This window comes from Deinococcus actinosclerus (assembly GCF_001507665.1).
GTDB classification, from domain to species: Bacteria; Deinococcota; Deinococci; order Deinococcales; family Deinococcaceae; genus Deinococcus; species Deinococcus actinosclerus.
Window position 1 is genome coordinate 2,456,979 of sequence record NZ_CP013910.1, and the last position, 25,963, is coordinate 2,482,941.

A 25,963-nucleotide genomic window follows, 5' to 3' on the forward strand; every position below is an offset into this window, starting at 1 on the left:
GCCCCGCAGTCTGCCCCGCCCTCACCACAGGCGGCTGAGGCGCGCCTGAACGCCCTTCAGGTTCAGCCCGGCGGCGGTCAGGGCACCGGGACCGGGTCGCTGCCGCCCTCGTGGTACGTCAGGTCGCCGGTCACGCGGACGGTCAGGGCCTCCAGCGCCGCCTGCCGCGCAGAGGCGTCCGGCGCGGTCAGCACGGCCCGGAGGTCGTGGGCGGCCTGCCGATCGCGCTCGGCCAGCGTGTCCAGCCAGCGCTGCGCTTTGACCTTCCACCAGCCGCGCGCTCCGAACAGCGCCTCCACGGCCAGTCCGGCGGCGCGGCACGCCACGAGCACGTGCAGCGGATCGCCCGCCGCGGCCAGGGCGCGGGCGTCCATGACCTCCTCGACCAGCCGGAAGCGGGCCTGCTGCCCCAGAGGGCGCGGGTCCGGCCCGGCGGCGTACAGGGCGCGGGCCTCGGCGATCAGGGCGTCCAGGTCCGGGTGCGGCCAGACGGGGCGGCCCTCGGCGTACATGGTGATCGTGTCGCCCTGCCCGGCAGCGAACATCGCGCGGACCTTGCGCAGCGGGTTATGGAGCGCCTCGACCGGCACGCCGTCCACGACGTAGTTCGCGCGCCAGCGGTCGTCCCCGCTCACGAGCACGTGGAAGTCGAGGTCGCTGTGCGCGTTCCCCTCACCGCGCGCGGCACTGCCGCACCACAGGGCCGCGTAGGCGCCCGGCGTGGCCCGCAGGCGCTCCAGCGCGGCGGGCAGGGCGGCCTCCAGTCGGGCCTGCGGATCGGTGGGCACGGTGGCCTCAGGCGTGGGCTCGGCGGTCATGCCCGCCAGGGTAGCGGTGCGGGGCCCCCTGGGCCGCCGCAGGTCAGCGGCTGAGCAGGCTCCACTCGTGCCAGTGCAGCCGCACGCCGCGCGTCGCCAGCCAGTCGTTCAGGCTGTAGCGCGCGTGGGCCAGGCCGGACAGCGTGTCGTGCGCCATCTGCACGGCCCGCAGCGCCTCGGCCTCGCCGATGAAGCCCGCGCCGCGCGCCGCAAGCAGTTCGTCGGTATCCACGATCTCGGCCATCAAGCCGTCGTGCACGATCAGGTCGAGGTACAGGTCGCGCACCTCCCACACGTCCCCACTGTCCGTGATCGTCGCCACGTCCAGGTAGTAGTCGTGCTCACGCCGCCCGTGGAAGTCGTAGCGGCACGCCACGAGGTTCAGTCCCGGCAGCAGGTGCGCCTGCCAGTGCCGGATGCGCGGGTGGCCCGCGAAGGTCCGCGCGACGTACAGGCCGTGCGGGGTACGGTGGTACGTGTGCACCGGGCGGACCCCGGTGTTCGTCGAATGTTGTCTCCCCGGCACGTCGTGCCGTTCCACCTTGACCGGGTGCGCGGGGGTCGCCATGACCCAGCGTACACAGCCGCGCGCCGCGTACGTGAGAAATGCCTCAGGTCAGCACGAAACCCCCGGCAGGGGGCGGGAGAGGCGCGGTTTTTCCCTGACCGGTTCAGAGACCGGGTTATGCGGTTTCCGTCTGGTCCGCCCTCAACCCGGAACTTCACCGGGTTGCCAACTCCACGCCCGAAACCGACTCTGCTCCCGCTCGCATCCGCTCGGGCTGAACGGGCTGTGAAACCGTTCAGCCCGAGGCAGGATCAGCTCAGGATGGGCAGGGCGTCGAGCAGGCCGAAGTCGTTCGGGACGAACAGGCTGCCCTCGGTGGTGCCCTGCTCCGTCAGGTCGTCCAGCGCCGCCTGGAGCTGCGCGGCGGTCAGGTCGCCCCGCAGGTACGCGCGGTGCGCGGCGATGACCTCGCGGACCTGCTCGGGCGTCTCGTGCACGAATTCCACCCTGAGGTCGCGGATGCCCGCCGCCTGCCAGTCCCGCAGGTGCGCGGCGGCCACCTGGGGGCGGCCCTCGAACACGGTGTTGCGGCAGCCGACGTCCGCCATGACCGGGTGCGCGCGGCCCTTCTCGTCCCGCAGGGCGACGCGGTGTGACTCGCAGGGATGCCCGCAGTTCGTGTAGTCGGTGCCGCTGCTCAGGAAGCGGCAGAACACGCAGTGCTCGGTGTGGAAGACCGGCAGGTGCCCGTACGCGACGGGTTCCAGCGCCGCGCCGCCCACGAGGGAGGCCAGTTCGGTGATCTGCTGCGCGTTCAGGTCGAAGGTGGGCGTCAGGCGGCTCAGGCCCAGGTCCAGCAGCGCTCGGGCGGTCAGGACGTTCGCGGCGTTCAGGCTGAAATCCCCCGTGAGTTCCGCGGTCGTCCCGGCGCCCTGCAGGCCCTCCAGCAGGCCGCCGCTGCGGACCAGGATGCCCGCGTCCAGGGATTCGAGGAACTTCTGGAGGTTCTGCTCGGTGGGTTTCAGGATGCGGGGGCTGGCGACCCGCACGGGCAGTCCAGCGGCCCTGACGCGTTCCACGCTGGGTTTCAGGCCGTACAGTTCGAGGTAGTCCAGCGTGACCGAGTCGGGCCGGCTCTCCAGCGCGGCGTCGAGCTGTTCGGGCGTGCGGACCAGCGCGTGCAGGCGCACCTGGGCGGGCGCGGGGGCCTGCGGGCGGGTCAGGGCGGCCAGCGCGTCGTCCAGGCGCGGCGTGACCGTGCGCTCGGGCGCGGCCGCGCGGGCGTCGGTCAGGGCGGCGGCGGCCTCGCGGCGCAGGGCGTTCAAGGCGCTGACCGGCAGGAAGCCCGCCCCGCGCAGGTCGGTGCTCAGGGTCCCGAGGTGGTACGGGGTGCCGCCCAGTTTGCCCAGCTGCTCGCGCAGGCCCGCCTCGTCCAGCGCGCGGTTGCGGGCCTCGGAGAGCGGCTCGGGCAGCGTGACGGTCACGGTGCGGCCCTGCCCGTCGGTCAGGGTCAGCGCGGGCGGCTGGCCCACGTGCCCCATGAAGTGCGCGTCCACCGGGCGGGTGTGCAGCGGGTCGGCGGCCTCCACCAGGGGTCTGACGCGCGCGGCCAGCGTGGGGTCCTGGGTGCGCCACACCGGGTCCCCCTCGCGCACGCGGCGGCCGTCCACCGCGCCGCGCCCGAAGCGCAGCTCGTACAGGCCACCCACGCGGACGGCGGCCAGCCCAGCGTCGTCGAGCTGACGGCCGTCCTGCCACAGGCCGTACAGGAAGCCGCCCTCCTCGCGCCCCTCGGGGGTGCGCCAGTTCGCGGGGTCGAACACCAGTCCGTCGCCGGGTTTCACGACCTCGCTCAGTTCGACCAGCACGCCGCGTTCGGTCACGCCGCGCACGGTCCCGACGCGCACGCCACGGTGCCGGGGCGCGCGGCCGCGCACGACGGTCTGGTGGTTGGTGCCTGCCATGAAGTGCGGCCCCAGCCCGCGCGAGTACACCTGCTCCAGGTCGCGTTCCTCCTGCGCGGTGACGCTCAGCGGGAGGCCCGCCCAGGCCTCGTCCACCGCCTTGCGGTACGCGGCGGTCGTCAGGGCGACGAACTCGGCGTCCTTGTAGCGGCCCTCGATCTTCAGGCAGTCCACGCCGATCCGCACGAGCTCCGGCACCTGATGCAGCGCGTACAGGTCACCCGGCGAGAGCAGGTAGCGGGCGTCGCCCAGGTCGCGGTGTTCGCCGTCCACGAACAGCTCGTACGGAAGGCGGCACGCCTGCGCGCACTGCCCGCGGTTCGCGCTGCGCCCACCCCAGGCCTCACTGGAAAAACACTGCCCGGAGTAGCTGACGCACAGCGCGCCGTGCACGAACGTCTCCAGTTCGATGTCGGTCGCGTTCTTGATCCGCTCGATGTCGCGCAGGCTCAGCTCGCGGCCCAGCACCACGCGGCTCGCCCCGAAGCGCCGCGCGAGTTCAGCGCCCTCGGCAGACGTGATGCTCATCTGCGTGCTGCCGTGAATGGGCAGGTCCGGGCAGATCTCGTGCGCCAGTCGCGCCACGCCGTGATCCTGCACGATCAGCGCGTCCACCCCGGCCTCCGCCAGCGCCATCAGCTGCCGCTCGGCCTGCCGCAGTTCCCGGTCGAACACGAGCACGTTGAACGTCACGAAGCCCAGCACGCCGCGCGCATGCAGGCCCCCCATGATGTCCGGCAGGGCCTCCAGATCGAAGCCCACCTTCGCGCGGGCGTGGAAGCCCGCCCCGTCCGCGCGGCCCTCGCCACGCGCGGGATTCACGCCGAAGAACACGGCGTCCGCGCCGGCCTCCACTGCGGCGCGCAGTTGCGCCTCACCGCCCACCGGGCTCATCACTTCTGGTTTCCTGACCGCCGCCATAACGCGCCAGTCTACCCGCCCACGGGTCAGGAGACGGTGACCCGCGTCCCCCCGGCGCGCGGACTGCCCTCAGCCCCGTCAGGTCAGGCGACCGGACCGTTCGGCGTGACGGCCGGGACGCCCGACGTGCCGGGCACCGCCCAGGCGGTCACGGACTGCCCGGCGCGCACCAGCAGCACCGGCGCGGGCGCGTGATGCGCCACCCCCTCCGCCACGCTGCCCAGCAGCGCCCGGCCCAGCCCGCTGCGCCCGTGCGTGCCCATGACGATCAGGTCCGGTCTCAGTTCCGCAGCGACGTCCAGGATGACGCGCGTGGTGTGCCGCCCACGCGCCAGTTCGGCCCGCACCGCCGCGCCCGGCAGCCGCGCGGCGAGGTCCGCCTCGGTCGCGCGCAGACGCGCCTCCTCGTCCGGCCCGCTGACGGGCGGAACGTACGCGAATTCCGAGGCCAGCATGATGTCGTCCGGAACGACGCTCAGCACCGTCAGCCCTGCGTGCAGGGCGTCCGCCAGGGCCCGCGCGTGCGGGAGAGCCAGGTGACCGAGTTCGCTGCCGTCCGTCGTGACCAGGATGTGTGTCATGGCGTGAATCCTCCTGACCTCACCGTGCGCGCCCAGCATTACCGACCCGTTACCACACCCGAACTGGTCAGAAAATCTGACCCGCCGATCAGTTCCGGGCTACGCTGAACCTCATGAGCGCTCCCCTCACGATCCGGCGCAGCGTGAAGGACCACCCTGCCCGCGTCCCCTCCCCAGCCGCTCCATCCGCCCCCACGCTGGCCCTCTCGTCTGCCGCGCCGGTGCAGCGGTTCCTGAGCCGCCCGACGCGCGCGCAGGGTCAGGTCGCCCAGCCCGTCCTGCGCGCCGCCACGCTCCAGCGACAGGAGGACACCCGCCTGTCGGGCGCCCGCGAGGTCGTGCAGCAACAGGTCGCGGCCCTGGGTCATGTGCCGCCCGTCCAGCGGCTCGTCCACACGCCGGTGCCAGACAGACCCGTCACCCCCACCGACTGGGTCACTGTGATGCGGGCCCGCGCCGAGGGGATCGAGGGACAGCGCCTTGACGCCCGCACCTTCGGCGAGTTCCAGACCCTCCAGCGGCAGGTGGCCCAGTCCCTGGGTCACGCCTTCCGCGCGGACCGGGGCGAGCCCGCTGCCCGGTACGCCACGTACGGCGAGCACCTCGCCACGCTGCACCGCCACCCGCTGAGCGCCCCGGTGTCCCGCGTGGTCCTGGGCCTGATCCCTCCTGCTGAGCGAGTGCCCCTTCAGCGGGCCACGGACGAGGCGCTGCAACGCCAGATGGCGCAGGAGCAGGCCGCCCTGAACTTCGACATCCACGCGGCCCTGCAACGCCAGCTGGCAGCGTTGGACGCCGAGGCCACCCAGCCTGTCCTGGCGCGCATCCAGGCCCGTCGGGGCGCGGGCAGTCCCCTCCCGGAGGCGATCCAGCGGCACCTGGAGCAGGGCCTGAACCACGACCTGAGCCGCGTGCGGATTCACGACGACGCCGAAGCGGACAGACTGGCCAAAGGTGTGAACGCACTGGCGTTCACGACGGGGACGGACATCTTCTTCCAGGCGGGGCGGTTCAATCCGAACACGCAGACTGGCCTGGAACTGCTGGCGCACGAGGTGACGCACACCGTGCAGCAGAGCCAGGGCCGCGTCGGGAAAGGCATTGACCCCGACGCTGGACTGGAAACCGAGGCCAGAGCCATGGGCGTCAAGCTCAGCCGTACCCTGCCCAGCCCGAAGAGTCTCTTTCCCGCCAGTCCGCATGCCCCTGGCGTGTACAGCCAGGGTGCGGCGCTACGCCGCGCGCAGACCGCGGCGGTGCAGCGCGTGGCCCTCAAGCCGCTGTATGACCTGCACCCGCAGGCGGTGCAGCGCTGGGGCAATCCATTCAGCTGGGCGGCCGACAAGGTCAGGGACGGCGTGAGTGCTATCGCGGATAAGGGCAAGGAACTGATCGCCGGGGCCCTGACCGCCCTGCCGGGGTACCGCGAGCTGTGCATGGCGTTCGGGAAGGACCTCGTGACGGGCAAGGCCCTGGCCGCCAACCCGGATGCGATTCTGGACACCCTGACCGGCTGGGTGCCCGGCCCGCTGAAGGACATCCTGAAAGCCCTCAAGGAAACCCAGGCCATTCCCAGGGCGTGGACGTGGTTCAAGGGCGAACTGGGCAAGCTCGACCTGGGCGGCGCGCTGGGCGAGGTTGCCTCTGCGATCGGCAAGGCGGACCTGGGGGCGGCCAGGACGGCCGTGACCCGGCGGATCAGCGGCCTGAGGAGCCTCATCACGGGCAGCGCCCGCAGGATTGCCGACATCGGCCTGACGGCCCTGGCCGCCGGACTCGGCCCGGTCGGGCAGCAGGTCGTGGCGCAGCTGCGCCGGGGGGGCGACCTGATCCTGCAGGTGCTGAAGAACCCCGCCGAGTTCGCCCGGAACCTCCTAGGGGCCCTCAAGGGCGGCTTCTCCCGCTTCGCCGGGAACGCCCCGAAGCACCTCCAGAACGGCCTGGGTCAGTGGCTGACCGGGGCCAGTGGCGTCACCTTTCCCGCCCGGCTGGACCTTCAGGGCGTGTTCCTGACCGCGCTGAGCGTCATGGGCCTCACGTATCAGGCCCTGCGCGGGCGCCTCGTGCGGGCCATGGGGCCGAACGGCGAACGGCAGGTCAGCGCCGCCGAGGGCACCCTCGATACCCTCAAGACCATCCGCACTGGCCTGCACAAGGCAGACGAACTGAAAACCAATCAGGCGCCCATCGGTACCGAGGTCGTCAGCGGCCTGAAAACTGAAGTGACGAAGAGTGTCGTCACGGCGGGCATCACGAAGGTGGCCAGCATGCTCATTCCCGGCGGGGGCTTCGTGCAGGCGCTGCTGGGCGCGTTCCGCAGCGTGCAGTTCGTCGTGCAGCAGGGCCAGCAGATCATGGGCGTCGTCGGCAGCGCCATTCAGAGCGTCAGTGCCATCGCCGCCGGGAACCTCGGCGCGGCCATCAGTGGCGTCGAGACCACGCTGGCGCGCAGCATTCCCGTCGCGCTGGGCTTCCTGACCAAGGTGCTGGGCCTGGGCAGCATCGGCACGAAGATCAAGGCCGTCATCGGCAAGGTCCGGGGAAAACTCGACGCCCTGCTGGACCGGGCCGTGGCGCGGATCAAAGGCCTGATCTCGAAACTGAGCCGGAAGAACACCCCAGGGCAGAAACCCGGGACAGGTGAGGACTCATCCCGGAGCGTGGCCGTGAAAGCCAGGGTCCGGACTCACCTTGCGGCCACACTGCGTGGCCCAGCCACCCCCGCCGTCATTCGCAACGCCCTTGAACACACCATGAATCAGTTCAGACCCCAGGGCCTGAATGCCCTCCGGACGCGGAAAGCGGGCCAAGGGAGGTACGGGATCGAGGCGAGCGCGTCGCCATACGAGAATGTCGGGCTGACCGACACGAACATCATGTTCGACGCGGATGATCTGGAACTCATGACCCTGCGCCGGGGCGTGGCGCTGCGCGCGTCCATCAACGGCATCGAGGTTCAGACAGCCAACACGCCCGGCAAGAAGGGCGAGCTCCCCAAGCATGCCGAGGAAAACTTCGTGATCAATGCCCAGCGGATTCTGCAACGGTTCGCGGGACAGACACCCGAGGTGATTGTCCAGCTGTCCAGCAGCCCCTGCGGTGACCCGGGCTGCGACGCCGACCTTCAGAAAAAACTGCATAACTGCGCCTCGACACTGATCGAGTTCGCTCAGCGCCATCAGGTCAAGCTGCGGGTGCAGGTGCTGGGCATCTACTCGCCGAAGGTGAAGGGCGGCAAAGCCCTCTCACGCGACGGACTGCGCCGCATGCTGGATCACGGCATCCGTGTGGAGACGTGGTCGCCCGATCAGGCTCTCGCGCAGCTGGAAGCCTCCGCTGGCCCGCTGGAACCCGGAGTGCGGCAGTCCATCAGCTCGAAATTGCGGAATATCATCAAGGAACTCGAGGCTCTTTCCGGACTCAACCTGAGGTAAACGTGGACAAAGCAAGCATGAGCGAAAGCCAGCTTCAGCAGAGGCAGACGCTGGCACAAGACCTGTCAGCGCAGGGCTGGCAACTCAAGAATGAGGACGCGTTCAACCATGACCTGTGGCTCAGCGCGGAACTGACGGCCCGGAAGCGGATTCCCGAGAGCATCATGGAACTCAACTACAGCTTCGAGAACAGCTATGTCGGGTTCACCGTGGCAAAATTCGACGAAGGCCGGGCCGAGTACATCATCTATTTCGATGACTGGGACACGTCGCAGGGGATTGTTCAGGACATCCTCAGGCACTCGGAGCAGATGACGGTCGCCCGGGCCGCCCAGTGGTCCGTCGAACTTGTCAGGAAACATCCTGGGAACGTGTTCTTCTTCACCGGATCGGACAGCATCGAACTCACGGAGGCGAACGCCCTGGACGTGTTCGAGCGTTTCAATCTCGAAGTGGGTTGACCGGCCCAGGATCACGCAGCACTCCGCTTAAGCGGCTCTGCACGCGGCCCTCCGGAGCAGTTCTCCGAGGGGCAGCTTCAGGCAAGGAATGACCTGATGCCCCCATCCGCGGCTTCGCAGTTGTGCCCGCGAACTGGACGGCCGTGGTCGCCACGGGTGACCGGAAGCTGCGCTGCATTCCCGACGCTGCAGGCCAGACAGACCTGACCCTGCGCCGCATCTGGCAATGCGGCAAGGGCCTGACGGCAGGCCTCCGACGTGGTCGCGTTCCGTTGTGCCCTCTCCCCCTGAGGGACTCGCAGAGCCGCGAAGCAGTGGAGCGACAAGGTGGAAGGCTGAGGGGCCCACCGGGCGACTCCGCATGACGAGGGATCACTCGAATCTCGTATCAGTCCATGGTCAAGGCAGAGCGGCGAGGAGAAGCGCGCCCCGCGCTAGTCTGACCGAATGATCCGGTTGCTGTTTGTGGGGGATGTGTTCGCCGCGGCGGGGCGGCGGGTGCTGGGGTCGCACCTGCCGTCCCTGCGCTCGAAGTCGGATTTCATCGTGGTGAACATGGAGAACGCGGCGGGGGGTTTTGGCCTGCACCGCGAGGGCGCGGACGGGGCGCTGAAGGCCGGGGCGCACTGCATGACGCTGGGGAACCACGCGTGGCATCACAAGGACGTGTACGTGCTCATGCAGGACGAGGGCACGTACCCGATCGTGCGGCCGCTGAACTACAGCGATCCGGGCACGCCGGGCGTGGGCTGGCGCAGCTTCGACGTGAAGACCGCGCAGGGCACCGAGCGGTTGACGGTCGTGAACCTGCTGGGCCGGGTGTTCATGGAGGCGGTGGACAACCCGTTCCGCGCGATGGACACGCTGCTGGAACGCGACGATCTGGGCAGCGTGTTCGTGGATTTCCACGCCGAGGCGACCAGTGAGAAGCAGGGCATGGCGCGGTACCTGGACGGGCGGGTGGCCGCGGTAATCGGCACGCACACGCACGTGCCCACAGCGGACACGCGGATCCTGCCGGGCGGCACGGCGTTCCAGGCGGACGCGGGCTTCACCGGGCCGTTCGAGTCGATCATCGGCAGTGATCCGCACGGCCCGATCGAGCGCTTCGTGACCGAGCGCCCGCACCGCTACGGCGCGGCGGACGGCCCGGCGGAACTGAACGGCGTCTTTGTCCAGATAGAGGGCAACCGGGCCGTGGGGATTGAACGGTACCGTTACGTGGAAGGGCAGGAGAGCGGTGGTCAGCTCTCTTGACGGTGTCCTTCCGGAGAGAGAACTGACCCGAGCGAAGCGAGTACCCGCAGTGGGCAGCGGTCTGGAGTGAAGCCGGTGGGCGTGCTGTCCTCCCGCTGGCGGAACGAAGGAACCGCTGCCGGGATCGCTTCCCTGCCGGCTGAAGGGAGTGAACATGAGCATTCGGAGTGATGTGAACCTGCTGGGCCGCACGCTGGGGCAGGTGCTGAAGGAACAGGAAGGCGAGGCGTTCTTCGAGCTGGTGGAGCGCACGCGCGCCCTGGTGCGCGAGGTGCGGGCAGGGGGCAGTGACGCGGAGTTGCGCGCGATGCTGGCGGGGCTGTCCGGGCCGGACGCGGGGAACCTGGCGCGGGCGTTCACGTGGTACTTCCAGCTGGTGAACCTGGCCGAGGAGTACGAGCGGGTGCGGGTGCTGGCGGCGGCGGGCGGGGTGCGGCCGCAGAGTCTGGCGCAGGCGATGCAGGAACTCCGCGCGCAGGGCCTCACGGCCGAGGAGGTCGAGGCGCTGCTGGCGCGGCTGGACCTGGGCCTGACGTTCACGGCGCACCCGACCGAGATGCGAAGGCGCACGGTGCGCCGTCACCTGGAGCAGGTGGCGCGCGCCATTCCCACCCTCAGTGACGGGGGCGTGGACGGGCCGGAGGCGGCGGGGATCGCCGCGCACGTGGAGGCGCTGTGGCGCACGCCAGAACTGCGCCGCCTGAAACCCACCGTGCTGGACGAGGTGAAGGGCGGCCTGACGTACGTGTCGAGCATCGCGCAGGCCCTCCCGGCCTTGCAGCGGGACCTGCACGCGGCGTTCCGGGAGGTGTTCGGGCGGGATACGGCGGCGACGCTGCCGCTGAGCTTCTCGTCGTGGATGGGCGGGGACCGGGACGGGAATCCGTTCGTGACGCCGCAGGCGACGCGGGAGACGCTGGCGCTGCACGGCGAGCGGGCGCGCGAGGTGCTGCTGGGGCTGATCCGGCAGGCGTTCGCGGACCTCAGCCAGGAGGACGAGGGCGAGGAGGCGTACCGCGAGGAGCTCCAGAGCCTGTTCGATGCGGTCAAAGGCGGGCAGACGCTGGATCTGGTGGGCCGCCTGGAGGCCCTGCATGAGCGTCTGCTCGCCGACGGGCAGCGGCGCACGGCAGAGCAGCTGCTGTCGCCGCTGCTGACGGTCGCGCGGGTGTTCGGGCAGCACCTCGTGAGCCTGGACGTGCGCGAGCACAGCGCGCAGACGGGCGCGGCGGTCGCGGAGCTGCTGCGCGCCGCGGGCGTGGAGGCCGATTACGCCGCGCTGCCCGAGCATGCCAAGCAGGAACTGCTGATCCGGGAGCTGCGCTCGCGCCGTCCGCTGTGGCCTGCCGGGGAGGGGCTGCCCGACACCCTGGAGACGGCGGTCGGCCCGATCCGCGAGGTGCGGGACGCGGTGCGCCGCGCCGGGCCGCGCGCGTTCGGGCGGTACGTGATCAGCATGGCCGAGTCGGTCAGCGACGTGCTCGAACCGCTGATCCTGGCGCGAGAGGTGGGCCTGCGGATCCTGCCGGTCCCGCTGTTCGAGACGCTGGACGACCTCCAGCGCGCGCCGCAGGTCGTGTGGGAACTGCTCTCGCTGCCCGAGTACCGCGCGGTGCTGGGTGACGACGTGCAGGAGATCATGCTGGGCTACAGCGACAGCAACAAGGACACCGGCTTCCTCGCGGCGAACTGGGCGCTGCACGAGGCGCAGCGGCAGATCAGTGACGTGTGCCGCCGCGCCGGGGTGCGCTGGCGCTTCTTCCACGGGCGCGGCACCAGCATCGGCCGGGGGGGCGGCCCGGCCAGCCGCGCCATCCTCGGGCAGCCTGCCGGCACCATCGACGCGGGGCTGCGCATCACCGAGCAGGGCGAGGCGCTGGCCGACAAGTACAGCCACCCGGTCCTGGCGCGGCGCAACCTGGAACAGGCGCTGTACGGGCTGCTGCTGTCCGCCGCGCGCCCGGCCGGAGAGCTGAATCCCGCCTGGACGGACGCCATGACCCGCGCCGCCGCGAGCAGCGCCCGCGCGTACCGCGCGCTGGTGGACGACCCGGCGTTCCTGCCGTTCTTCGAGCACGTCACGCCCATCCACGAGATCGCCCGCCTGAACATCGCCTCCCGTCCGGTGCGCCGCCCCGGCGCGCCCACGCTGGGCAACCTGCGCGCCATTCCGTGGGTGATGAGCTGGACGCAGAACCGCGCCAACCTCCCCGGCTGGTACGGGCTCTGCGAGGGCCTGCAGGAGATCGGCGTGGAGACCGCCCGCGAGATGTACGCCACATGGCCGTTCTTCCGCACCGTGCTCGACAACGCGCAGATGAGCCTCGCCAAGAGCGACCCGCTGATCTTCGACGAGTACCTGCGCCTGCTGCCCGAAGGGGACGCGCACCCGCTCGCCACGCACCTCAAGGACGCCTACGCCCGCACGGTCGCGCTGGTGCAGGACGTGGTGGGCGCCGAACTCATGGCGAACGAGCCGCGCCTGAAAGAGAGCATCAGTCTGCGCAACCCTTACATCGACCCGATTCACCGCATCCAGGTGGAACTCCTGCGCCGCAGCCGCGGCAAGGACGGCGGCCTGGACGAGTTCGAGCGTCCCCTGCTCCTGAGCATCCAGGGCATCGCGGCGGGCGTGCGCAACACCGGCTGACGGCTGGACCGGGCAACGTGGGGAGGGGGCGACCTCTCCCCTTTCCCGTGCGTGGAGACCGGGTGGGACACCTCCTATCACCCATTACCCAGCCACCATCCTCCCCACAGCTGGAAGCGATACCATGTCAGCATGCGTCATTACGCCCTGCTGGGCGCGCTGCTGACCTCCCTGGCGGGCGGTTCGGGCGCGCAGACGGCCCTGCCCATCCCCACCTTCGAGGGGCAGGTGATCTATCAGGTCATGCCCGACCGCTTCTTCGACGGGAACCCCGCGAACAACCAGGGCGTGAACCGCGACGACCCGCGCGCCTGGCACGGCGGGGACCTGCCGGGCCTCACGCAGAAACTCGCGTACATCCAGAAGCTGGGGGCAACGTCGGTGTGGCTCACGCCGGTGTACCAGCAGCAGGCCACGAACTCGTTCGGCACGGCCGGGTACCACGGGTACTGGCCCGCGGACTTCCGGAACGTGGACCCGCACTTCGGGACGCTGGCGGACTTCGGGACGTTCGTGAAGGCCGCGCAGGGCGCCGGGATGCGCGTCGTGCTCGATCAGGTCATCAACCACTACGGGTACGAGGCGGCCGCCGTGCGCCTGCGCAAGGACTGGTTCAACACCCAGGCGCAGTGCGACGCGACTCAAAACAAGGACGTGGACTGCCCCCTGTCGGGCCTGCCGGACCTGCGCCAGAGCAACCCGCAGGTGCGCGACCTCCTGCTCGGGAACGCAAACTTCTGGCGCGAACAGGGCGTGAACGCCTTCCGCTACGACGCGATCAAGCACGTCGAGCGGCCCTTCCTGAACGACCTGCTGGCCGCCGACCGCCGCGCGGGCACCTGGACGCTCGGCGAGTGGTTCGGCGCGGACACCGGCACCGTCGCGGACTGGCAGAAGGCGGGCTTCGACAGCCTGTTCCTGTTCAGCCTGCAGGACGCCATGAAAACCAGCGTGATGGGCGAGGGCAGCCTGGACGCCGTCCGTCAGGTGCTCGCCCGCCAGGGTGAACTGCCGCGCCCGGGCGAGGTGGCGCTGTTCCTCGACAACCACGACGTGCCGCGCTTCGCGCAGGGCAGCCTGTTCGAGGACGTGGGTCAGGAGCGCACCCGCTACGGCCTGCGCGCCCTGATGACCCTGCGCGGCGTGCCCGTCATCTGGCAGGGCACCGAGATCGCCATGCGCGGCGCCGCGGACCCCGACAACCGCCGCGACATGCGCTTCGAGGACGCGTGGACGCCCGCCGAGCGCGCCGTGTTCGGCGCCACGCAGGCCGCCATCGCCGCGCGCAAGGCCAGCCCGGCCCTGAGTAGCGGCTCGCAGACGCTGCTGCCCACCCCGGACAGTGTCAGCGGCCAGCTCCTGCTCTTCACCCGCGAACTGAACGGCCAGACCGTCCTCGCCGCGTGGCACAGCGGCAACGCCCGCCGCACGTACTCCCTGAAACTGGGCAGCCTGGGCATGAAGTGGGCCGCGCTGGCCGCCACGCCCTCGCTGTTCGCCGGGCAGAATGCGAAGGTCAGCGTCAGCGGCGGGTACCTGCACCTGAGCCTCCCCGCGCGGGACGCCGCCGCCTTCCGCGTGCAATAACCCCGCTCCAGCGAGGGGGCGGACCTGCGCGGCCCGCCCCCTCTTCCCCACGCCCGTTATGCCCGCAGGGGCCGGGGGACCGGCAGGGTGTACGTCGCGAACGGCTTCCACTGCCCGCCCGGGTGGTGGCGCGCGATGGGCTGATCGCGGTCGTCCACGTACACCATGCGGTAGCGCACGCGGCCCAGTTCCAGCCCGCCCCGCTGCCGCCACAGCACCTGCACGTCCACGTTCGTGGCGGCCGGATCGGTGTCCCGCGCGGACAGGATGCTGAACCCATCCAGGGTGCCGGGGTACGCGCGGCGCACCTGCCGCACGCTGCGCCGCCGCGTGGGAAAGAGGCGCGCGGGCAGCGCCAGGGCCATCGCATGGTACTGCCCGCCCTGCCAGTGCGTCAGGAACGCGCTGAGCGCCTCCTGCGGCGTGGAGTTGGTCGGCGTGATGTCCATACCCCAGCATGCCACGCCCCGGCCCCGGCGGGCCATCCCACGAATGGCGCAACCCGGCAAGCAGTGAACTCAGCCGAACCTCCTATGCGGACGAGTTGGCGGCAAGACTGCGGAGCCAGGCCTGATACCAGTCGAGCTGATCCTGAACCGTTGCGGGCTGAACGTCAGGGCCAGTCTGGAAGATATCAACGGTGTCCAGGCCACCCCGCACTCCCATCCTCAGACGGCTGCCAACCGATCCGATGCCCATGTTCAGGGCCATGGGGGTCACCGTGACGTTCAGGCTGGTGCCGTAACAGATGAGCAGCCATCCCTGCGCTTCCAGCGCAAGCCGCAGCGCGGTCAATGCATCCCAGCCGGTCGCCTCATGCGCTGTGAGAACTCCAGCCGAGTCCACTTGCAGGCTCAGGGAGATCAGACCGTCTGCCTTCTCCTGAATCGTCAGTGTGGTCTGCCTCTCCTGCCCCGTGGTCATGTTCCGCAGGGCAAGCTGAGAGACGTCGATTTCGGTCACTCACGGCTCCTCAGGCACGCAGCGCGCGCTGCCCCAGGAACAGCGCGCCGGCGCCGATCAGCGAGGTGAGGATCGGTGCCCAGGGCAGCCCTGGCGCGCGGTAGCCTTCGCCCAGGCGGGCGCGCATGCCGCTCTCGCTCTGCGACTGGCCGTTGTGCGAGTAGATGATCGCCCCAGCCAAGAACGTCAGGATCAGGCCGCCCCAGCCGAGGGCAGTGGCAGCGCCCGCGCGGGTCAGGCCGCCCGCCAGGAGCGCCCCGACGAGCACGCACAGCAGGCCGGTCCCCAGACCGGCGCCCAGGCCGTACAGGACAATCTGGCCGAGTCGGGCGGCGCGGGTCTGGGTGGTCATGTGGGGACTCTATGTCCGAAGGGAGCGCGGCTCAAGCGAATCTGTCCTATCCGGCGCGGGCGTCGTCGTGCTGGCGGATGCTCAGGACGCGGCTGGCGCCGGTCTGGTCGGTGGTGACGCCCCACAGGGCGTGCGCGACTTCCATGGTGGCTTTCTGGTGCGTGACGAGCAGGAACTGCGCGCCGCGTTCGCTGAAGCGCTTCAGGAAGGCGGTGAAGCGGCGGATGTTCGCCTCGTCCAGCGGGGCGTCCACCTCGTCCAGCACGGCCAGGGGGAGGCCCCCGGCGCTGCCTTCGCCGCCCGCGTGGTTCAGGGCGAACAGGAAGCCCAGGCCCGCCATGGTGCGTTCCCCGGCGGAGAGCAGCGTCATGGAGCGGGTGCGTTTCCCGCGCGGCTGCACGGCGAGACGCAGGCCGCGCAGGATGCCCGCGTCGTCCGTTTCGGGTTCCAGGTCGCCCTGCCCGCCGAGGAGTTCGGTGCTGTACTCGCGGAAGGCGGTGTTGACGCGGTCGAAGGCGGCGCGGGTGGCGTGTTCCTCGGCCGCCTGGAGTCCCTGCAGGTGCGTGCGGAGTTCCTGCGCGGCGGCGTCCGCGTCGTGCAGTTCGGCCCGCTGGGCGTCCAGCAGCGCGGTCTCGGCGGCGTGGTCGGCCTCGGCGCGGGCGTTCACAGGCCCCAGGGCGTCCAGGGCGGCGCGGGTGCGGGTCAGTTCGGCCGTCCACTCGCGGGGGGTGCCGGGCGGGAGGCAGCCGTCGGGGATGGGTTCGAGGCTGCCCTCGCGCCGGGCGATCAGAAGGCGCAGGTCGTCCAGGCGGGCGCGGGCCTTGTTCTGCGTGCCGATGAGGCTGGCGTAGTCCTGACTGGCCTTCTCGCGGGCGTACTCGGCGCGGGCGTACTCGTTCTCGTCCAGGGTGCCCAGCGCGGCCTCGCGGCGGGCCACTTCGGCGCGGGCGGCGTCCAGGGCGGCGTCCTGGGCGGTCAGCGAGGTGGCGTTCGTCTCCAGGCGGGCGCGCAGGTCCCCGGCGCGGGCGCGGCCGGTGCGGTAGGCGCGCCACGCGGCGTCCGCCTGCTGCGCCAGGGCGAGGGCCTCGGCGGCGTGGCGTTCCTGCGCGCGGTGCGTCTCGGCGTCCCCCCGGGCGGCCTGGAGGCTGGCGGTCAGGGCGTCCACGTCCGGGAGGGGCTCGCCGGGTGCCAGGGGTTCGGGTTCGTCGGGGCCCAGGCGGGCGGCGAGGCGGTCGTGGTTCGCCTGGAGGCTGCGGGTCTGCGCGCCCAGTTCGGTCACGCGGCGCTCGGCACTCGCCTCTTCCTGCGCGGCGCGTTCGCGGGCGGCGAGCAGGGTGGCGTGCCGCTCGGTCCCCCCGCGAGGATCGCCTCGACCTTCTTCAGTTCGGCGTTCAGGCGCGCGCTCTGACGGTCGGCGTCTTCCAGTTCCGCGTCGAGTTCCTGGAAACGGCGCTGGTCGCCCAGGACGCCGCTGCCGGTGTCGCGGGCGCGGCCCCCGGTGATCGCGCCGCCGGGTTCGACGAGTTCGCCGTCCAGCGTGACGAGGCGGGGGCGGCTGGCGTGCGCGCGGGCAATGCGGTTTGCGGCGCGCAGGTCGCGGACGACCAGCGTGTCGGCCAGGATGCTCTCGGCGACCAGGGGTGGGTCGCTGGGGCACAGGTCGGCGAGGTTGCCGATCACGCCGTCCTCGCGCAGCAGCGCGCCGTCGCGGCGGGGCCGGGCGCGGATGAGGTCCAGCGGCAGGAAGGTGGCGCGGCCGCCCACGCGCCTCAGTTCGTCGATAATCTCGCGGGCGTCGTCCGCGCGGTTCACGACGACCTGTTCCAGGCGGCGGCCCAGGGCGGCGCCCAGCGCGGTCTCGTATTCGGCGGGGACGGTCAGCAGGTCCGCGACAGAGCCCACGATGCCCGGGTGGTCGAGGCGCAGGGCGTTGCGGGCGCCCTCGCCGTAGCGGGCGTAGGAGTTGAGGGTCTGTTCCAGCCGGTCGCGTTCGCGCCGCAGTGGGGCGACGCTGGCGTTCACGCGGGCCAGCTCGCCGCGCAGGTGCCGCTCGTGCTGCGTGGCGGCCTCGCGCTCGTCGCGGACGCCCAAGTAGGCGCGCTCGGCCTGCTCCCGGGCGGTGCGGGCGTGCCCGAGGCGTTCCTGCGCGGCCTCCAGCGCTTCGCGGGCCTGGGTCAGGTTGCCCTGGGCGCGCTCGTACTCGGCGCGGATGGTCTCGCGGCTGGCGTCCTGGCGGGCGGCGGCCTCGGCGGCGCGGGCGGCCAGGGCGCGGGCGCGGGTCAGGTCGGCGTCCAGGGTGCGGGCGCGGCGTTCAGAGGCGTCCGCCTGCGTGCGCGCCTGCGTCAGCGCGGCGTCCAGCGCGGTGAGGTCCGGGGCGGGCTGTTCGGGCGGCGTGCGCGGCAGCCCCTCCAGTTCGGCCGTCAGGGTCTGTCGTTCGGCGTCCAGGTGCGCGCGGTAGCGCTGCGCCTGCGCGGCGGCGTCGCGGGCGGCGCGCAGGGTGTCCAGCGCTCCGGCGTACGCGTCGCGCCTCGCGCGGGCGTCCTGCGCGGCGTCACGGGCGGCGTCCACGGCGGTGGCGGCCGCCTGCACGTCGGCGGCCAGGGCGGCGCTGCGGGCCTCCAGCTCGGCCGCTTCGGTGCGGGCCGCGAAGACCTCGCGCGCCAGGGTGAGCTGCCGGTCGCGCCTCAGGGCGTCCTCCAGCGTCAGCATCCGGCCGCTCAGATCGCGGTGGGTGCGGGCGTCCTGCGCGGCGCGCGCCAGCCGCTCCAGCGCCGCCTCGCGTTCGCTGAGCACCAGCCGCAGCGAGTCCAGGTGGGTGTCGGCCTCGCGCAGCCGCGCCTCGGTCTCCTGGCGGGCGGTCACGGCGCGCGACAGTCCGGCGGCCTCCTGCACGTAGCCCAGCAGGGTTTTGCCCTCGGCCTGCACGACGCCGCTGACCTCGCCCTGTCCGATCACGGCCAGTCCGCCGGGGCCCAGGCCGGTGCCGCGCAGCGCGCCCTGCACGTCCCGCACCCGCACGCCGCGCCCGTTCAGGTCCTGCTCGCCGGTCCCGTCGCGGTATACGCGCCGCGCGAGGTTCACGCGCTCCCCGGCGGGCGTCACGAGTTCCAGCTGCACCTCCGCGAGGCCCAGCGGGGCCTTGCCGCCGCTGCCGTGGAAGATCAGCTCGGTGCCGCGCCCGGCGCGCAGGTCACGCGCGCGGGCCTGGTGGGTGGCCCAGCGGATGGCCTCCACGACGTTGCTTTTGCCGCTGCCGTTCGGCCCGATGACGGCGCTGACGCCGGGCCCGAACTCCAGGCGGGTGCGGTCGGCGAAACTCTTGAAGCCCTGCAGGGTGACGCTCTGAAGCATGATTACCGGCCGGCGCCTGTCACTGGTCGGCGCAGTCCCCGGCCGTGAAGGGCTGCGTCAGGTCCATGCGGCCCAGCGCCTCGACCCCCTGCCCGGCCACCAGGAAGGTCACGTCCTGCCCCTTCTGCTCGAGCAGGGTGCGGGTCAGGGTGCACAGCAGCATGCGCTCGCCGCTGGCGCCGTAGCGCAGCTTGGTGTACGCGTCGGGCAGATCCACGTAGTAGTGCTGCCCGCGCAGGTATACCTTCGGGGAGGGCGTGCCGGTCGGCACGACGCCCAGGAAGCTCTTGTCGTACGGGCCGCGCGCCCAGACGTCCACGGCGGCCTGCGCCACCGAGCGGGTGTTCGTGCGCGACACCTGCACGGTGCGGGTCTCGGCCTTCAGGGTCTGCACCTGCAGGTCCGTGAAGTACACCTTGACCTTCAGGGTCTGCCGCTCGGTCAGTTCCAGCTTGGGCGGCTCCGGCGTGGGCGGCGTGCGCTGCACGGCCTGCAGGGCCAGGACCGACACGGCCAGCAGGCCGGCCGCCACCACGTTGAACGGCGAGAACAGCTTGCGCGGCACGCTCACTGCGTGACTCCCTGCGCGCTGAGGTTGGCGTTGTTGTTCGCGCGGGCCGTCAGGTACGTGGCGACCGACCGGGCCACCGCCACCGACAGCACCTTCTGCCGGGCGGCGCTGCCCAGGGTGGCGAGGTCCTGCGCGTTGTTCGCCCAGCCGAGTTCGAGTAGCAGCGCGGCCTGCGGGGCCTCACCGAGGCTCTGCACGCGGCTGATGCTGTCCTGCTGCGCACTGACGCCGCCGCCCTTGAGTTCCCCGCGCAGCAGTTCACCCAGGCGGCGGGTGCTGCCCGCCCCGGCCACGATCAGGGTGCTGTAGGGAACGCTGCTGCCGCCGCGCAGGGTGTTGATCAGCTGACTGCCCGCGCGGCCGGTCTGCTCGTAGACGGTCACGCCGCTGCGCCGGGCGCCGGGCAGGCGGCCGAGGTCCAGGGCGAGATACACGTCGCTCTGGCGCGCCAGGGTCAGGACCTGCTCGCGGTTCAGGGCCGCGGCGCTGTCGCGCGTGACCCGCACCTGCCAGCCCTTCTCGGTCAGCAGCTGCGCGGCCTGCCGGGCGACTTCCAGGGTCACGTCGTCACTCAGGCCGGGCACCAGCGCGGGATCCAGGACGATCAGCGGCGAGTTGATGCGCGAGAGCACCTCCGGGGCGCTGCTGGGCACGCCGGGCCCGGCGTCCACGACGACGCGCACCCCGTTGCCGCGCACCACCTTGAACACCCGGTACCCGCTGCTGGCGGGCAGGGGCAGCGTGACGGTCAGGTCACTGCCGCTGCGCGCGACCTCCGCGCTGGGCATGAAGGCGCCGCGGGTGGTGTAGCGCCGCGCGTCGCCCTGGATGCCCTTCAGCGTCAGGACGACCCGGTCGCCGCGCTGCTCGTCGACGACCTGCACGTCGCGGCTGAGGTCCAGCACGACGCGGTCGGTGTCACGCCCGGCGCGGCTGCTGACGCTGACCAGTTTCGGCGCGGCCAGCGTGAACTTGCCCTGCTCGTACTGGGCGCCCAGGCCGCTGGCCAGCGTGTCCAGCGGCAGGTAGAGGTTCCCGTTCACCAGTGTCGCGGTGCGTCCCTGCACGCGCCGGGTGTCGAGCTGCACGGTGTTGTAGGAGGTCGCGGCGCGCTGCTGGTCCTCGTCCAGGGGCAGCAGCAGGGTGTGGCCCAGGCCGGTCACGCGGACCACGCCGCTGTCCTGGGTGATGCTCAGCAGGCCGCTGAGGTTGCTCTGGCTGGCGTACTCCGCGCCGTACAGCTGGATGCTCTGCACGTCCCGCCCGGCCAGGTTCAGGCGGGAAAAGGCGATCTGCGCGCCGGCCAGACCGATGAGCAGCAGGCTGGCGGCGGCGGCGCTCAGGGCGGTGCGGCGGCCGGGCCGCCCGACTTTCAGGCGCCTCACAGTTCGCGCAGCTCCCGGCGCACGGTCTTCTCGGCCTCGGCGCGGCGCTTGTCGTGCAGTTTCTTGCCGCGTGCCAGCGCGATTTCCACCTTGAAGAACTTGCCCTTCTGGTACAGGCGGGTGGGGACCAGCGTCAGGCCTTTCTGTTCCAGGCCGCGCCTGACCTTGCCGATCTCCTCGCGGTGCAGGAGCAGGCGGCGGGTGCGGCGGGGCTCGTGGTTGTTGTAGGTCGCTTCCTTGTACGTGGGGATGTACAGGCCCTCGAGGTCGATGTTGCCCCCGTGCAGGCGCGCGAAGGCGTCCCGGAAGTCCACGCCGCCCGCGCGGATGCTCTTGACTTCACTGCCGGTCAGGCTGATCCCCGCCTCGAAGCGCTCCAGCAGTTCGTACTCGTAGTGAGCGCGGCGGTTGGTGTACACCCGGGCATTCTAGCAGCACGGGGAAAAGCTGTTGATGGTCCAAAGGTGATGGTTGATGGACGGGACGCTGGCCCCCTCCATCAACCATCACCTGTCAACCGGTTACTTCTTCGGGGGGCGGCTGGGGCGGACCTCCACGCGGCTGGGCAGGGTGCGCTCCGGCATGTGCAGCAGGTCCACGGTAAGCTGCGCGAGGTCCTCGGGCTGGATCTTCCAGGCGTCCTTGTCCTGATCGGGCGTGTGGCCGTTGAAGTGCGTGGCGACGCTGCCGGGCATGATCTGCGTCACCTTGATGCCCCGGTCGCGCAGGTCGAGGTTCAGCACCTCGCTGAGGCCGTTGAGCCCGAACTTGCTGGCGTTGTACGCGCCGCCGCCCGGCAGAGGGTTCTTCCCGGCCAGACTGGAGAGCGTGAAGATGTAACCGCCGCGCTCCGAGAGGGCAGGAATGGCGGCCTTGACGGTGTAGAACGCGCCGCTGAGGTTGGTGTCGATCACGTCCTGCCACTGCTCGATGCTCAGGTCCGCCACGTTCCCGAAGTGCCCGACTCCCGCGTTCACGAACAGCACGTCCAGCCCGCCGAAGGCCTGCACGTGCGCGTCCACGGCGGCCTGCACGGCCTGAGGGTCTTTCACGTCGCAGGCCACGCCGCGCGCGCCCGCGCCCAGGTCGGCGGCGACCTGCTCGATCTCGTCGGCCTTGCGGCTGGTGATGGTCACGGCGTAGCCGTCCGCGATCAGGGCCTGCGCGACGGCGTGCCCGATGCCCTTGCTGGCTCCGGTGATGAAAGCACTCTTCTGGGTGGTCTGCGTCATGGGCGGCACCCTAACACGCCCCCGCCGGCGCGCAGTGTGAAAAGCAAAGCAGTGTGAACGCGGGCTTCAGACCCGGCACCGGACCGGGGCGCCGCGGCCGAGCCGCGCACAACACGCGCCGCCGCGCCTCCAGCTGCGGAGGTGCGGCGGCGTGGGCCGGTCGGCTCAGCGGGGCAGGCGCGTGGCGAGCTGGTCGTACATGTAGTTCACGAATTCCGCGCGGTAGCGCAGCAGCACGCTGATGCCGAAGCTGTCGCTCACGCTGTACTTCTGTCCCTCGGGCATCTGGAGCTCTAGGCGGGCGCCCAGCTTGTTCCAGGGCACCAGCGCGCTGGGGGCCACGAACACCGGGCGCACCTGGATGGCGTTCGCGGTGGGGCCGGCGGCGATGGTGGCCTGCGGGTAGCGGCGCTTGAGCGCGCCGCCGCTGTCGCGTTTCATGGCCTCCAGGATGCTGCGGCGCTGATCGGCATTCACGAGGTTCTGGTTGCCCTCGATCACGGGGTCGAGGATGACGTAGGTGGCGGTTGCCATCCGCTGGGGGCTCAGGGTGGGGGCGGGCTGCGCGGCGGCGACGCCCAGGGCCAGCATCGGAACGGCCAGGGCGGCGCGGGTGAGGGTGGTGGTCTTCATGGCGTCAGTGCATCACACCTTTCCTGACGGAGCGTGAAGTGGGCGTGAGGGGCCGCCCCGCCCCCGATGACTCCCGCGCTCACGCCCGGTCTAGAGTGGGGGCATGCAGGATCTCCTCTCGATCATGCGGCGCCTGCGCGCGCCAGACGGCTGTCCCTGGGACCGCGAGCAGACGCACGAGTCCCTGCGTCCCTACCTGCTGGAGGAGGCGGCCGAGGCGGCCGACGCGGTGAGCAGCCCGGACCCGGCCGACCTGCCCGACGAACTGGGGGACGTGCTGCTCCAGGTGGCCTTCCACAGCGTGATTGCCGAGGAGGCCGGCACCTTCGGCTACGCGGATGTGGAGCGCGCCATCGTGGAGAAGCTCGTGCGGCGTCACCCGCACGTGTTCGGCGAGGCCAGCGTGAGCGGCAGCGCCGAGGTCGTGACGAACTGGCAGGCGATCAAGGCCGCCGAGCGTGGCGGGCGCGTGCGGCGGCCTGAGGACCGCGTGCCCGCCGGCCTGGGCGCCCTGGCGCGCGAGGCGAAGGCGCAGAAGCTGGCCGGGCGCGAGAAGGGAACGCCCGAAGCGGCGCGGGAGGCGCTGCTGGCGGCCACGCAGGACGCGCCCGATTCGGACGCCGGCGTGGCGGACGTCCTGGCGGCCGTGGTGGCCTGGGCCCGCGCGGCAGGGGTGGACGCCGAACTGGCCCTGCGTGAGCGGACGCTGGGCACCCTGCGCGCCCTGCCGGACGACGCCGGCAGGCCGTCATGAGCGATCCGCTCGACGCGGCCTTGAGCGACCCCTGGGCCGCGTGGCTGGGCGAGCGTGAACGGCGCACGCTGCACCTGCCCGAGTACCGGCGCGCCGCCGTGCTCGTGGGCCTGACCCGCGAGGTGGACGCCCGGGTGCTGCTCACGGTCCGCTCGGCCGACCTGCCCACCCACAAGGGGCAGATCAGCTTCCCCGGCGGCAGCCTGGAGCGCGGCGAGACGCCCGTGGAGGCCGCGCTGCGCGAGGCGCAGGAGGAGGTCGGGCTCGATCCGGCGCAGGTGACGGTGCTGGGGGAACTGGACGACGTGTTCACGCCCATCGGGTTTCACGTCACGCCGGTGCTGGCGCGCATTCCGGCGCAGCCCACCCTGACCCTCACGCCGGAGGTCGCGCAGCTGCTGCTCCCCGGTCTGGCCGAGCTGCGCGCCGTGCCCGTGACCCGCGAGACGCGCAGTCTGCCGGACGGGACGCGCGTGCCGCTCTACCGCTACCCCTGGCAGGGCCACGACATCTGGGGGATGACGGCGCGGGTGCTGCACGATCTGCTGCGCGACGGCCCTGCCTGACCACCACGCCACCTGACGGTGCTCCCGCCTGACCGGCGCGGCGCGCAGCAAAACCCCCACCCGCGTGGGGTGGGGGCAAGCAACCTGACTGGACTCAGCGGGTGGGGGTGATGGTGATCTGGCCGTTCTTCGTCACGTTGTACGTGCTCGTGAACGTGCGGTACCCGCTGGCGACCATCGAGATCTCGTGGACGCCGGGGGTCAGGCTCAGGTCCAGCCCACCGTTGCGGATGACGCCGGCCTCGTCGCCGTCGACGAAGATGCGCGCGCCGTTGACGCTGGTGCGGATCGAGACGGTGTAGCGCGTGACGGGGGCGGGCGTCACGGCCTGCGCGAACTCGACGTTCACGTTGGTGGTGCTGCCGCCACGGATGGAGACGGTCGTGGTGAAGTCACGGTAACCGGGGGCCTGCACGCGGATGGGGTACGTGCCGGCACGCAGGTTGCTGTAGGTGACGTTCGCGCCGCCCAGGCGCTGGCCGTTCAGGATCACGCTGGCGTTGTTCACGTTCGTGCCGATGAACAGGCTGCCGGTGCTGACGGGCGTGCGGCCCGCGACGGTGTAGAACGCGGTGTCGCTCACCCAGCTGTTCTGGGGCAGGGGGTTGACCACGATGCTCAGCGCCTGGGCGAGGCCCGCCTGGTTCTTGGCGCTGACGGTGGCGAACTGATCCTGGGTGGTCTTGAAGGAGCTGATCTGATCAAGGTTCAGCGGGGTCAGGCTGGCGAGGGCCAGGACCTTGTTCTGCCCGATGGGGCCGGCGACCGTGAAGTTGAAGTTGTCTTCGGGGGCCGGGAACACCTTGGTGGTGTTGGCCTTCACGAGGTTGCTGTCGCTCAGGCGGTTGGGCAGGATCTGGTCGACGCTGCCGTCGGGGTTCACGTTGAACAGGTACACGTACGCGTCACGGTTGACGGTGGCGCTGATGCTGATCTTGTCACCCACGCGGTAGGCGGGGTTCTGGTTGCCGGTGGTGTCCTTGTCCACACGCACGCTGACGTTCAGGTCGGGCTGCGTGGGGTTCACGATGATGCTCTGGGCACTGATTTTGGGGGCAGCGGCGGCGGTGCTCAGGAGCATGGCGGCCGGGATCAGAAGAAGCTTTTTCATGTAGTACCTCCGCAGATGAGCCTACGTTCGCGCAGATGACGCGCCGTGAGTCCCGGGCGGCGCAACGTTAATGGTGCTTCAGGCCACCGTCAGATTCTGACGGGCGCGGCGTGTGCTCTAGGCTGACGGCATGCATGACACTGGCCGTTCCGGCGCGTCCGTCCTGATCATCGTGGCCACGGCCGGCGAGGCCGCGCGCCTGGCCGACCTCCCCGCGCGGGTGGTGGTCAGCGGCGTCGGCCCGGTCGCGGCGGCGCTGGCGACGCAGCGCGCCCTGACGCAGGCGCCGGCGCGGCTGGTGATCAGCGCCGGGATCGGCGGGGCGTACCCCGGCAGCGGCATGCACCCGGGCGACCTTGCGGTGTCCAGCGTGATGATTCAGGCGGATCTGGGCGCCTGGGACGCCGGGACCTTCCGGCCACTGGGCGAACTGGGGCTGTCGGTGCGGCCGGATGAACCGCAGGACGCCCTCTTCCCGGCCTGGGGAGGGGCGCAGGCCGCAGCCGTCCGGGCGGGCGCCGCGCTCGGCCCGGCCCTGACCCTGAGCAGCGTGACGGGCAGCCTGGAACAGGCGCTGGCGCTGACCGCCCGGTATCCCGGCGCGCTGTGCGAGGGCATGGAGGGCGCGGGGGTGGCCCACGCCGCCCTGCTCCGGGGCGTCCCGGCCGTGGAGGTGCGGGGCATCAGCAACCCGGTCGGGCCGCGTGACCGCAGCGCGTGGCGGATCCCCGAGGCGCTCGCGGCCACCCGCCGGGGGGTGGAGGCCGCGCTGGCCGTGATAGGTGACAGGTGACGGGTGGGCCGCCGGCGCGGCACGCCGTCCCACGGGCCACCTGTCCGCTTCCCCTCTCGTGCGTACCGCGC

At 71.4% G+C, this 25,963-nt stretch carries 21 protein-coding genes and 1 pseudogene; 8 read left to right on the forward strand and 14 right to left on the reverse strand.

Annotated features, from left to right (window positions below; genetic code table 11):
• Nucleotides 1–77: 77 nt before the first annotated feature.
• The 4 genes from AUC44_RS17090 to AUC44_RS11925 all read right to left on the reverse strand — a co-directional run bounded on the left by AUC44_RS17090 (nucleotide 78) and on the right by AUC44_RS11925 (nucleotide 4,792).
• The gene (locus tag AUC44_RS17090; RefSeq protein ID WP_231724432.1) at nucleotides 78–818 is read right to left on the reverse strand and encodes a hypothetical protein; all 741 of its coding nucleotides are present in this window, start codon (nucleotides 816–818) and stop codon (nucleotides 78–80) included.
• 43 nt (nucleotides 819–861) lie between these two features.
• Entirely contained in the window at nucleotides 862–1,386 is a 525-nt protein-coding gene (locus tag AUC44_RS11915) for a DUF402 domain-containing protein (RefSeq protein ID WP_062158907.1), read from the reverse strand.
• A gap of 251 nt (nucleotides 1,387–1,637) precedes the next feature.
• Nucleotides 1,638–4,211: a U32 family peptidase gene (locus tag AUC44_RS11920; protein ID WP_231724433.1), complete on the reverse strand. Its 2,574-nt coding sequence runs from the start codon at nucleotides 4,209–4,211 to the stop codon at nucleotides 1,638–1,640.
• A gap of 83 nt (nucleotides 4,212–4,294) precedes the next feature.
• The gene (locus AUC44_RS11925; protein ID WP_062158909.1) at nucleotides 4,295–4,792 is read right to left on the reverse strand and encodes a universal stress protein; all 498 of its coding nucleotides are present in this window, start codon (nucleotides 4,790–4,792) and stop codon (nucleotides 4,295–4,297) included.
• A 113-nt stretch (nucleotides 4,793–4,905) separates the two neighbouring features.
• Between AUC44_RS11925 and AUC44_RS11930 the strand changes: the two genes are divergently transcribed.
• From AUC44_RS11930 to AUC44_RS11950, 5 genes are all read left to right on the forward strand, one after another.
• The gene (locus AUC44_RS11930; RefSeq protein ID WP_062158911.1) at nucleotides 4,906–8,226 is read left to right on the forward strand and encodes an eCIS core domain-containing protein; all 3,321 of its coding nucleotides are present in this window, start codon (nucleotides 4,906–4,908) and stop codon (nucleotides 8,224–8,226) included.
• 2 nt (nucleotides 8,227–8,228) lie between these two features.
• A complete protein-coding gene (locus tag AUC44_RS11935) occupies nucleotides 8,229–8,687 on the forward strand; it encodes a hypothetical protein (RefSeq protein WP_157445340.1) in 459 nt (152 codons plus the stop codon).
• Nucleotides 8,688–9,134: 447 nt separating this feature from the next.
• Nucleotides 9,135–9,944 (forward strand): TIGR00282 family metallophosphoesterase, encoded by an 810-nt coding sequence (locus AUC44_RS11940; RefSeq protein ID WP_062158915.1) that lies wholly within the window; start codon nucleotides 9,135–9,137, stop codon nucleotides 9,942–9,944.
• A gap of 154 nt (nucleotides 9,945–10,098) precedes the next feature.
• Nucleotides 10,099–12,594 carry a phosphoenolpyruvate carboxylase gene (locus AUC44_RS11945; RefSeq protein ID WP_062159828.1) on the forward strand — a complete coding sequence of 832 codons (2,496 nt, stop codon included), beginning with the start codon at nucleotides 10,099–10,101 and terminating at the stop codon, nucleotides 12,592–12,594.
• 132 nt (nucleotides 12,595–12,726) lie between these two features.
• Nucleotides 12,727–14,181 (forward strand): alpha-amylase family glycosyl hydrolase, encoded by a 1,455-nt coding sequence (locus AUC44_RS11950; RefSeq protein WP_062158917.1) that lies wholly within the window; start codon nucleotides 12,727–12,729, stop codon nucleotides 14,179–14,181.
• Nucleotides 14,182–14,237: 56 nt separating this feature from the next.
• On the opposite strand, the gene AUC44_RS11955 is transcribed toward AUC44_RS11950, so the two are convergent.
• From AUC44_RS11955 to AUC44_RS11995, 9 genes and pseudogenes are all read right to left on the reverse strand, one after another.
• Nucleotides 14,238–14,630 carry a hypothetical protein gene (locus AUC44_RS11955; protein ID WP_062158919.1) on the reverse strand — a complete coding sequence of 131 codons (393 nt, stop codon included), beginning with the start codon at nucleotides 14,628–14,630 and terminating at the stop codon, nucleotides 14,238–14,240.
• 82 nt (nucleotides 14,631–14,712) lie between these two features.
• Nucleotides 14,713–15,144 (reverse strand): hypothetical protein, encoded by a 432-nt coding sequence (locus tag AUC44_RS11960; protein WP_157445341.1) that lies wholly within the window; start codon nucleotides 15,142–15,144, stop codon nucleotides 14,713–14,715.
• Between the two features lie 10 nt (nucleotides 15,145–15,154).
• Nucleotides 15,155–15,496: a hypothetical protein gene (locus AUC44_RS11965; protein WP_062158923.1), complete on the reverse strand. Its 342-nt coding sequence runs from the start codon at nucleotides 15,494–15,496 to the stop codon at nucleotides 15,155–15,157.
• A 46-nt stretch (nucleotides 15,497–15,542) separates the two neighbouring features.
• A pseudogene (locus AUC44_RS17395) lies at nucleotides 15,543–18,847 on the reverse strand (AAA family ATPase).
• Between the two features lie 19 nt (nucleotides 18,848–18,866).
• The gene (locus tag AUC44_RS11975; protein WP_335338666.1) at nucleotides 18,867–19,412 is read right to left on the reverse strand and encodes a GerMN domain-containing protein; all 546 of its coding nucleotides are present in this window, start codon (nucleotides 19,410–19,412) and stop codon (nucleotides 18,867–18,869) included.
• A gap of 2 nt (nucleotides 19,413–19,414) precedes the next feature.
• Nucleotides 19,415–20,803: an N-acetylmuramoyl-L-alanine amidase gene (locus AUC44_RS11980; RefSeq protein WP_062158927.1), complete on the reverse strand. Its 1,389-nt coding sequence runs from the start codon at nucleotides 20,801–20,803 to the stop codon at nucleotides 19,415–19,417.
• Nucleotides 20,800–21,222: an SsrA-binding protein SmpB gene (smpB, locus tag AUC44_RS11985; RefSeq protein ID WP_062158929.1), complete on the reverse strand. Its 423-nt coding sequence runs from the start codon at nucleotides 21,220–21,222 to the stop codon at nucleotides 20,800–20,802. The genes AUC44_RS11980 and smpB overlap by 4 nt, the downstream gene beginning before the upstream one ends.
• Before the next feature lie 102 nt (nucleotides 21,223–21,324).
• Nucleotides 21,325–22,035: an SDR family oxidoreductase gene (locus AUC44_RS11990; RefSeq protein WP_062158931.1), complete on the reverse strand. Its 711-nt coding sequence runs from the start codon at nucleotides 22,033–22,035 to the stop codon at nucleotides 21,325–21,327.
• Between the two features lie 165 nt (nucleotides 22,036–22,200).
• Nucleotides 22,201–22,668, reverse strand: a complete 468-nt coding sequence (locus tag AUC44_RS11995; RefSeq protein ID WP_062158933.1) for a hypothetical protein — start codon at nucleotides 22,666–22,668, stop codon at nucleotides 22,201–22,203.
• 103 nt (nucleotides 22,669–22,771) lie between these two features.
• Here AUC44_RS11995 and AUC44_RS12000 point away from each other — a divergent pair, with 103 nt between their 5' ends.
• Nucleotides 22,772–23,422, forward strand: a complete 651-nt coding sequence (locus tag AUC44_RS12000; protein ID WP_062158935.1) for a MazG family protein — start codon at nucleotides 22,772–22,774, stop codon at nucleotides 23,420–23,422.
• Nucleotides 23,419–23,988, forward strand: coding sequence for an NUDIX hydrolase (locus AUC44_RS12005; RefSeq protein WP_062158937.1), 570 nt, complete (start codon nucleotides 23,419–23,421; stop codon nucleotides 23,986–23,988). The genes AUC44_RS12000 and AUC44_RS12005 overlap by 4 nt, the downstream gene beginning before the upstream one ends.
• 94 nt (nucleotides 23,989–24,082) lie before the next feature.
• On the opposite strand, the gene AUC44_RS12010 is transcribed toward AUC44_RS12005, so the two are convergent.
• Nucleotides 24,083–25,099, reverse strand: a complete 1,017-nt coding sequence (locus tag AUC44_RS12010) for a DUF4384 domain-containing protein (protein ID WP_062158939.1) — start codon at nucleotides 25,097–25,099, stop codon at nucleotides 24,083–24,085.
• 130 nt (nucleotides 25,100–25,229) lie between these two features.
• On the opposite strand from AUC44_RS12010, the gene mqnB reads away from it, so the two are divergent.
• Nucleotides 25,230–25,892, forward strand: a complete 663-nt coding sequence (gene mqnB / locus AUC44_RS12015) for a futalosine hydrolase (protein ID WP_062158941.1) — start codon at nucleotides 25,230–25,232, stop codon at nucleotides 25,890–25,892.
• Nucleotides 25,893–25,963: the final 71 nt, after the last annotated feature.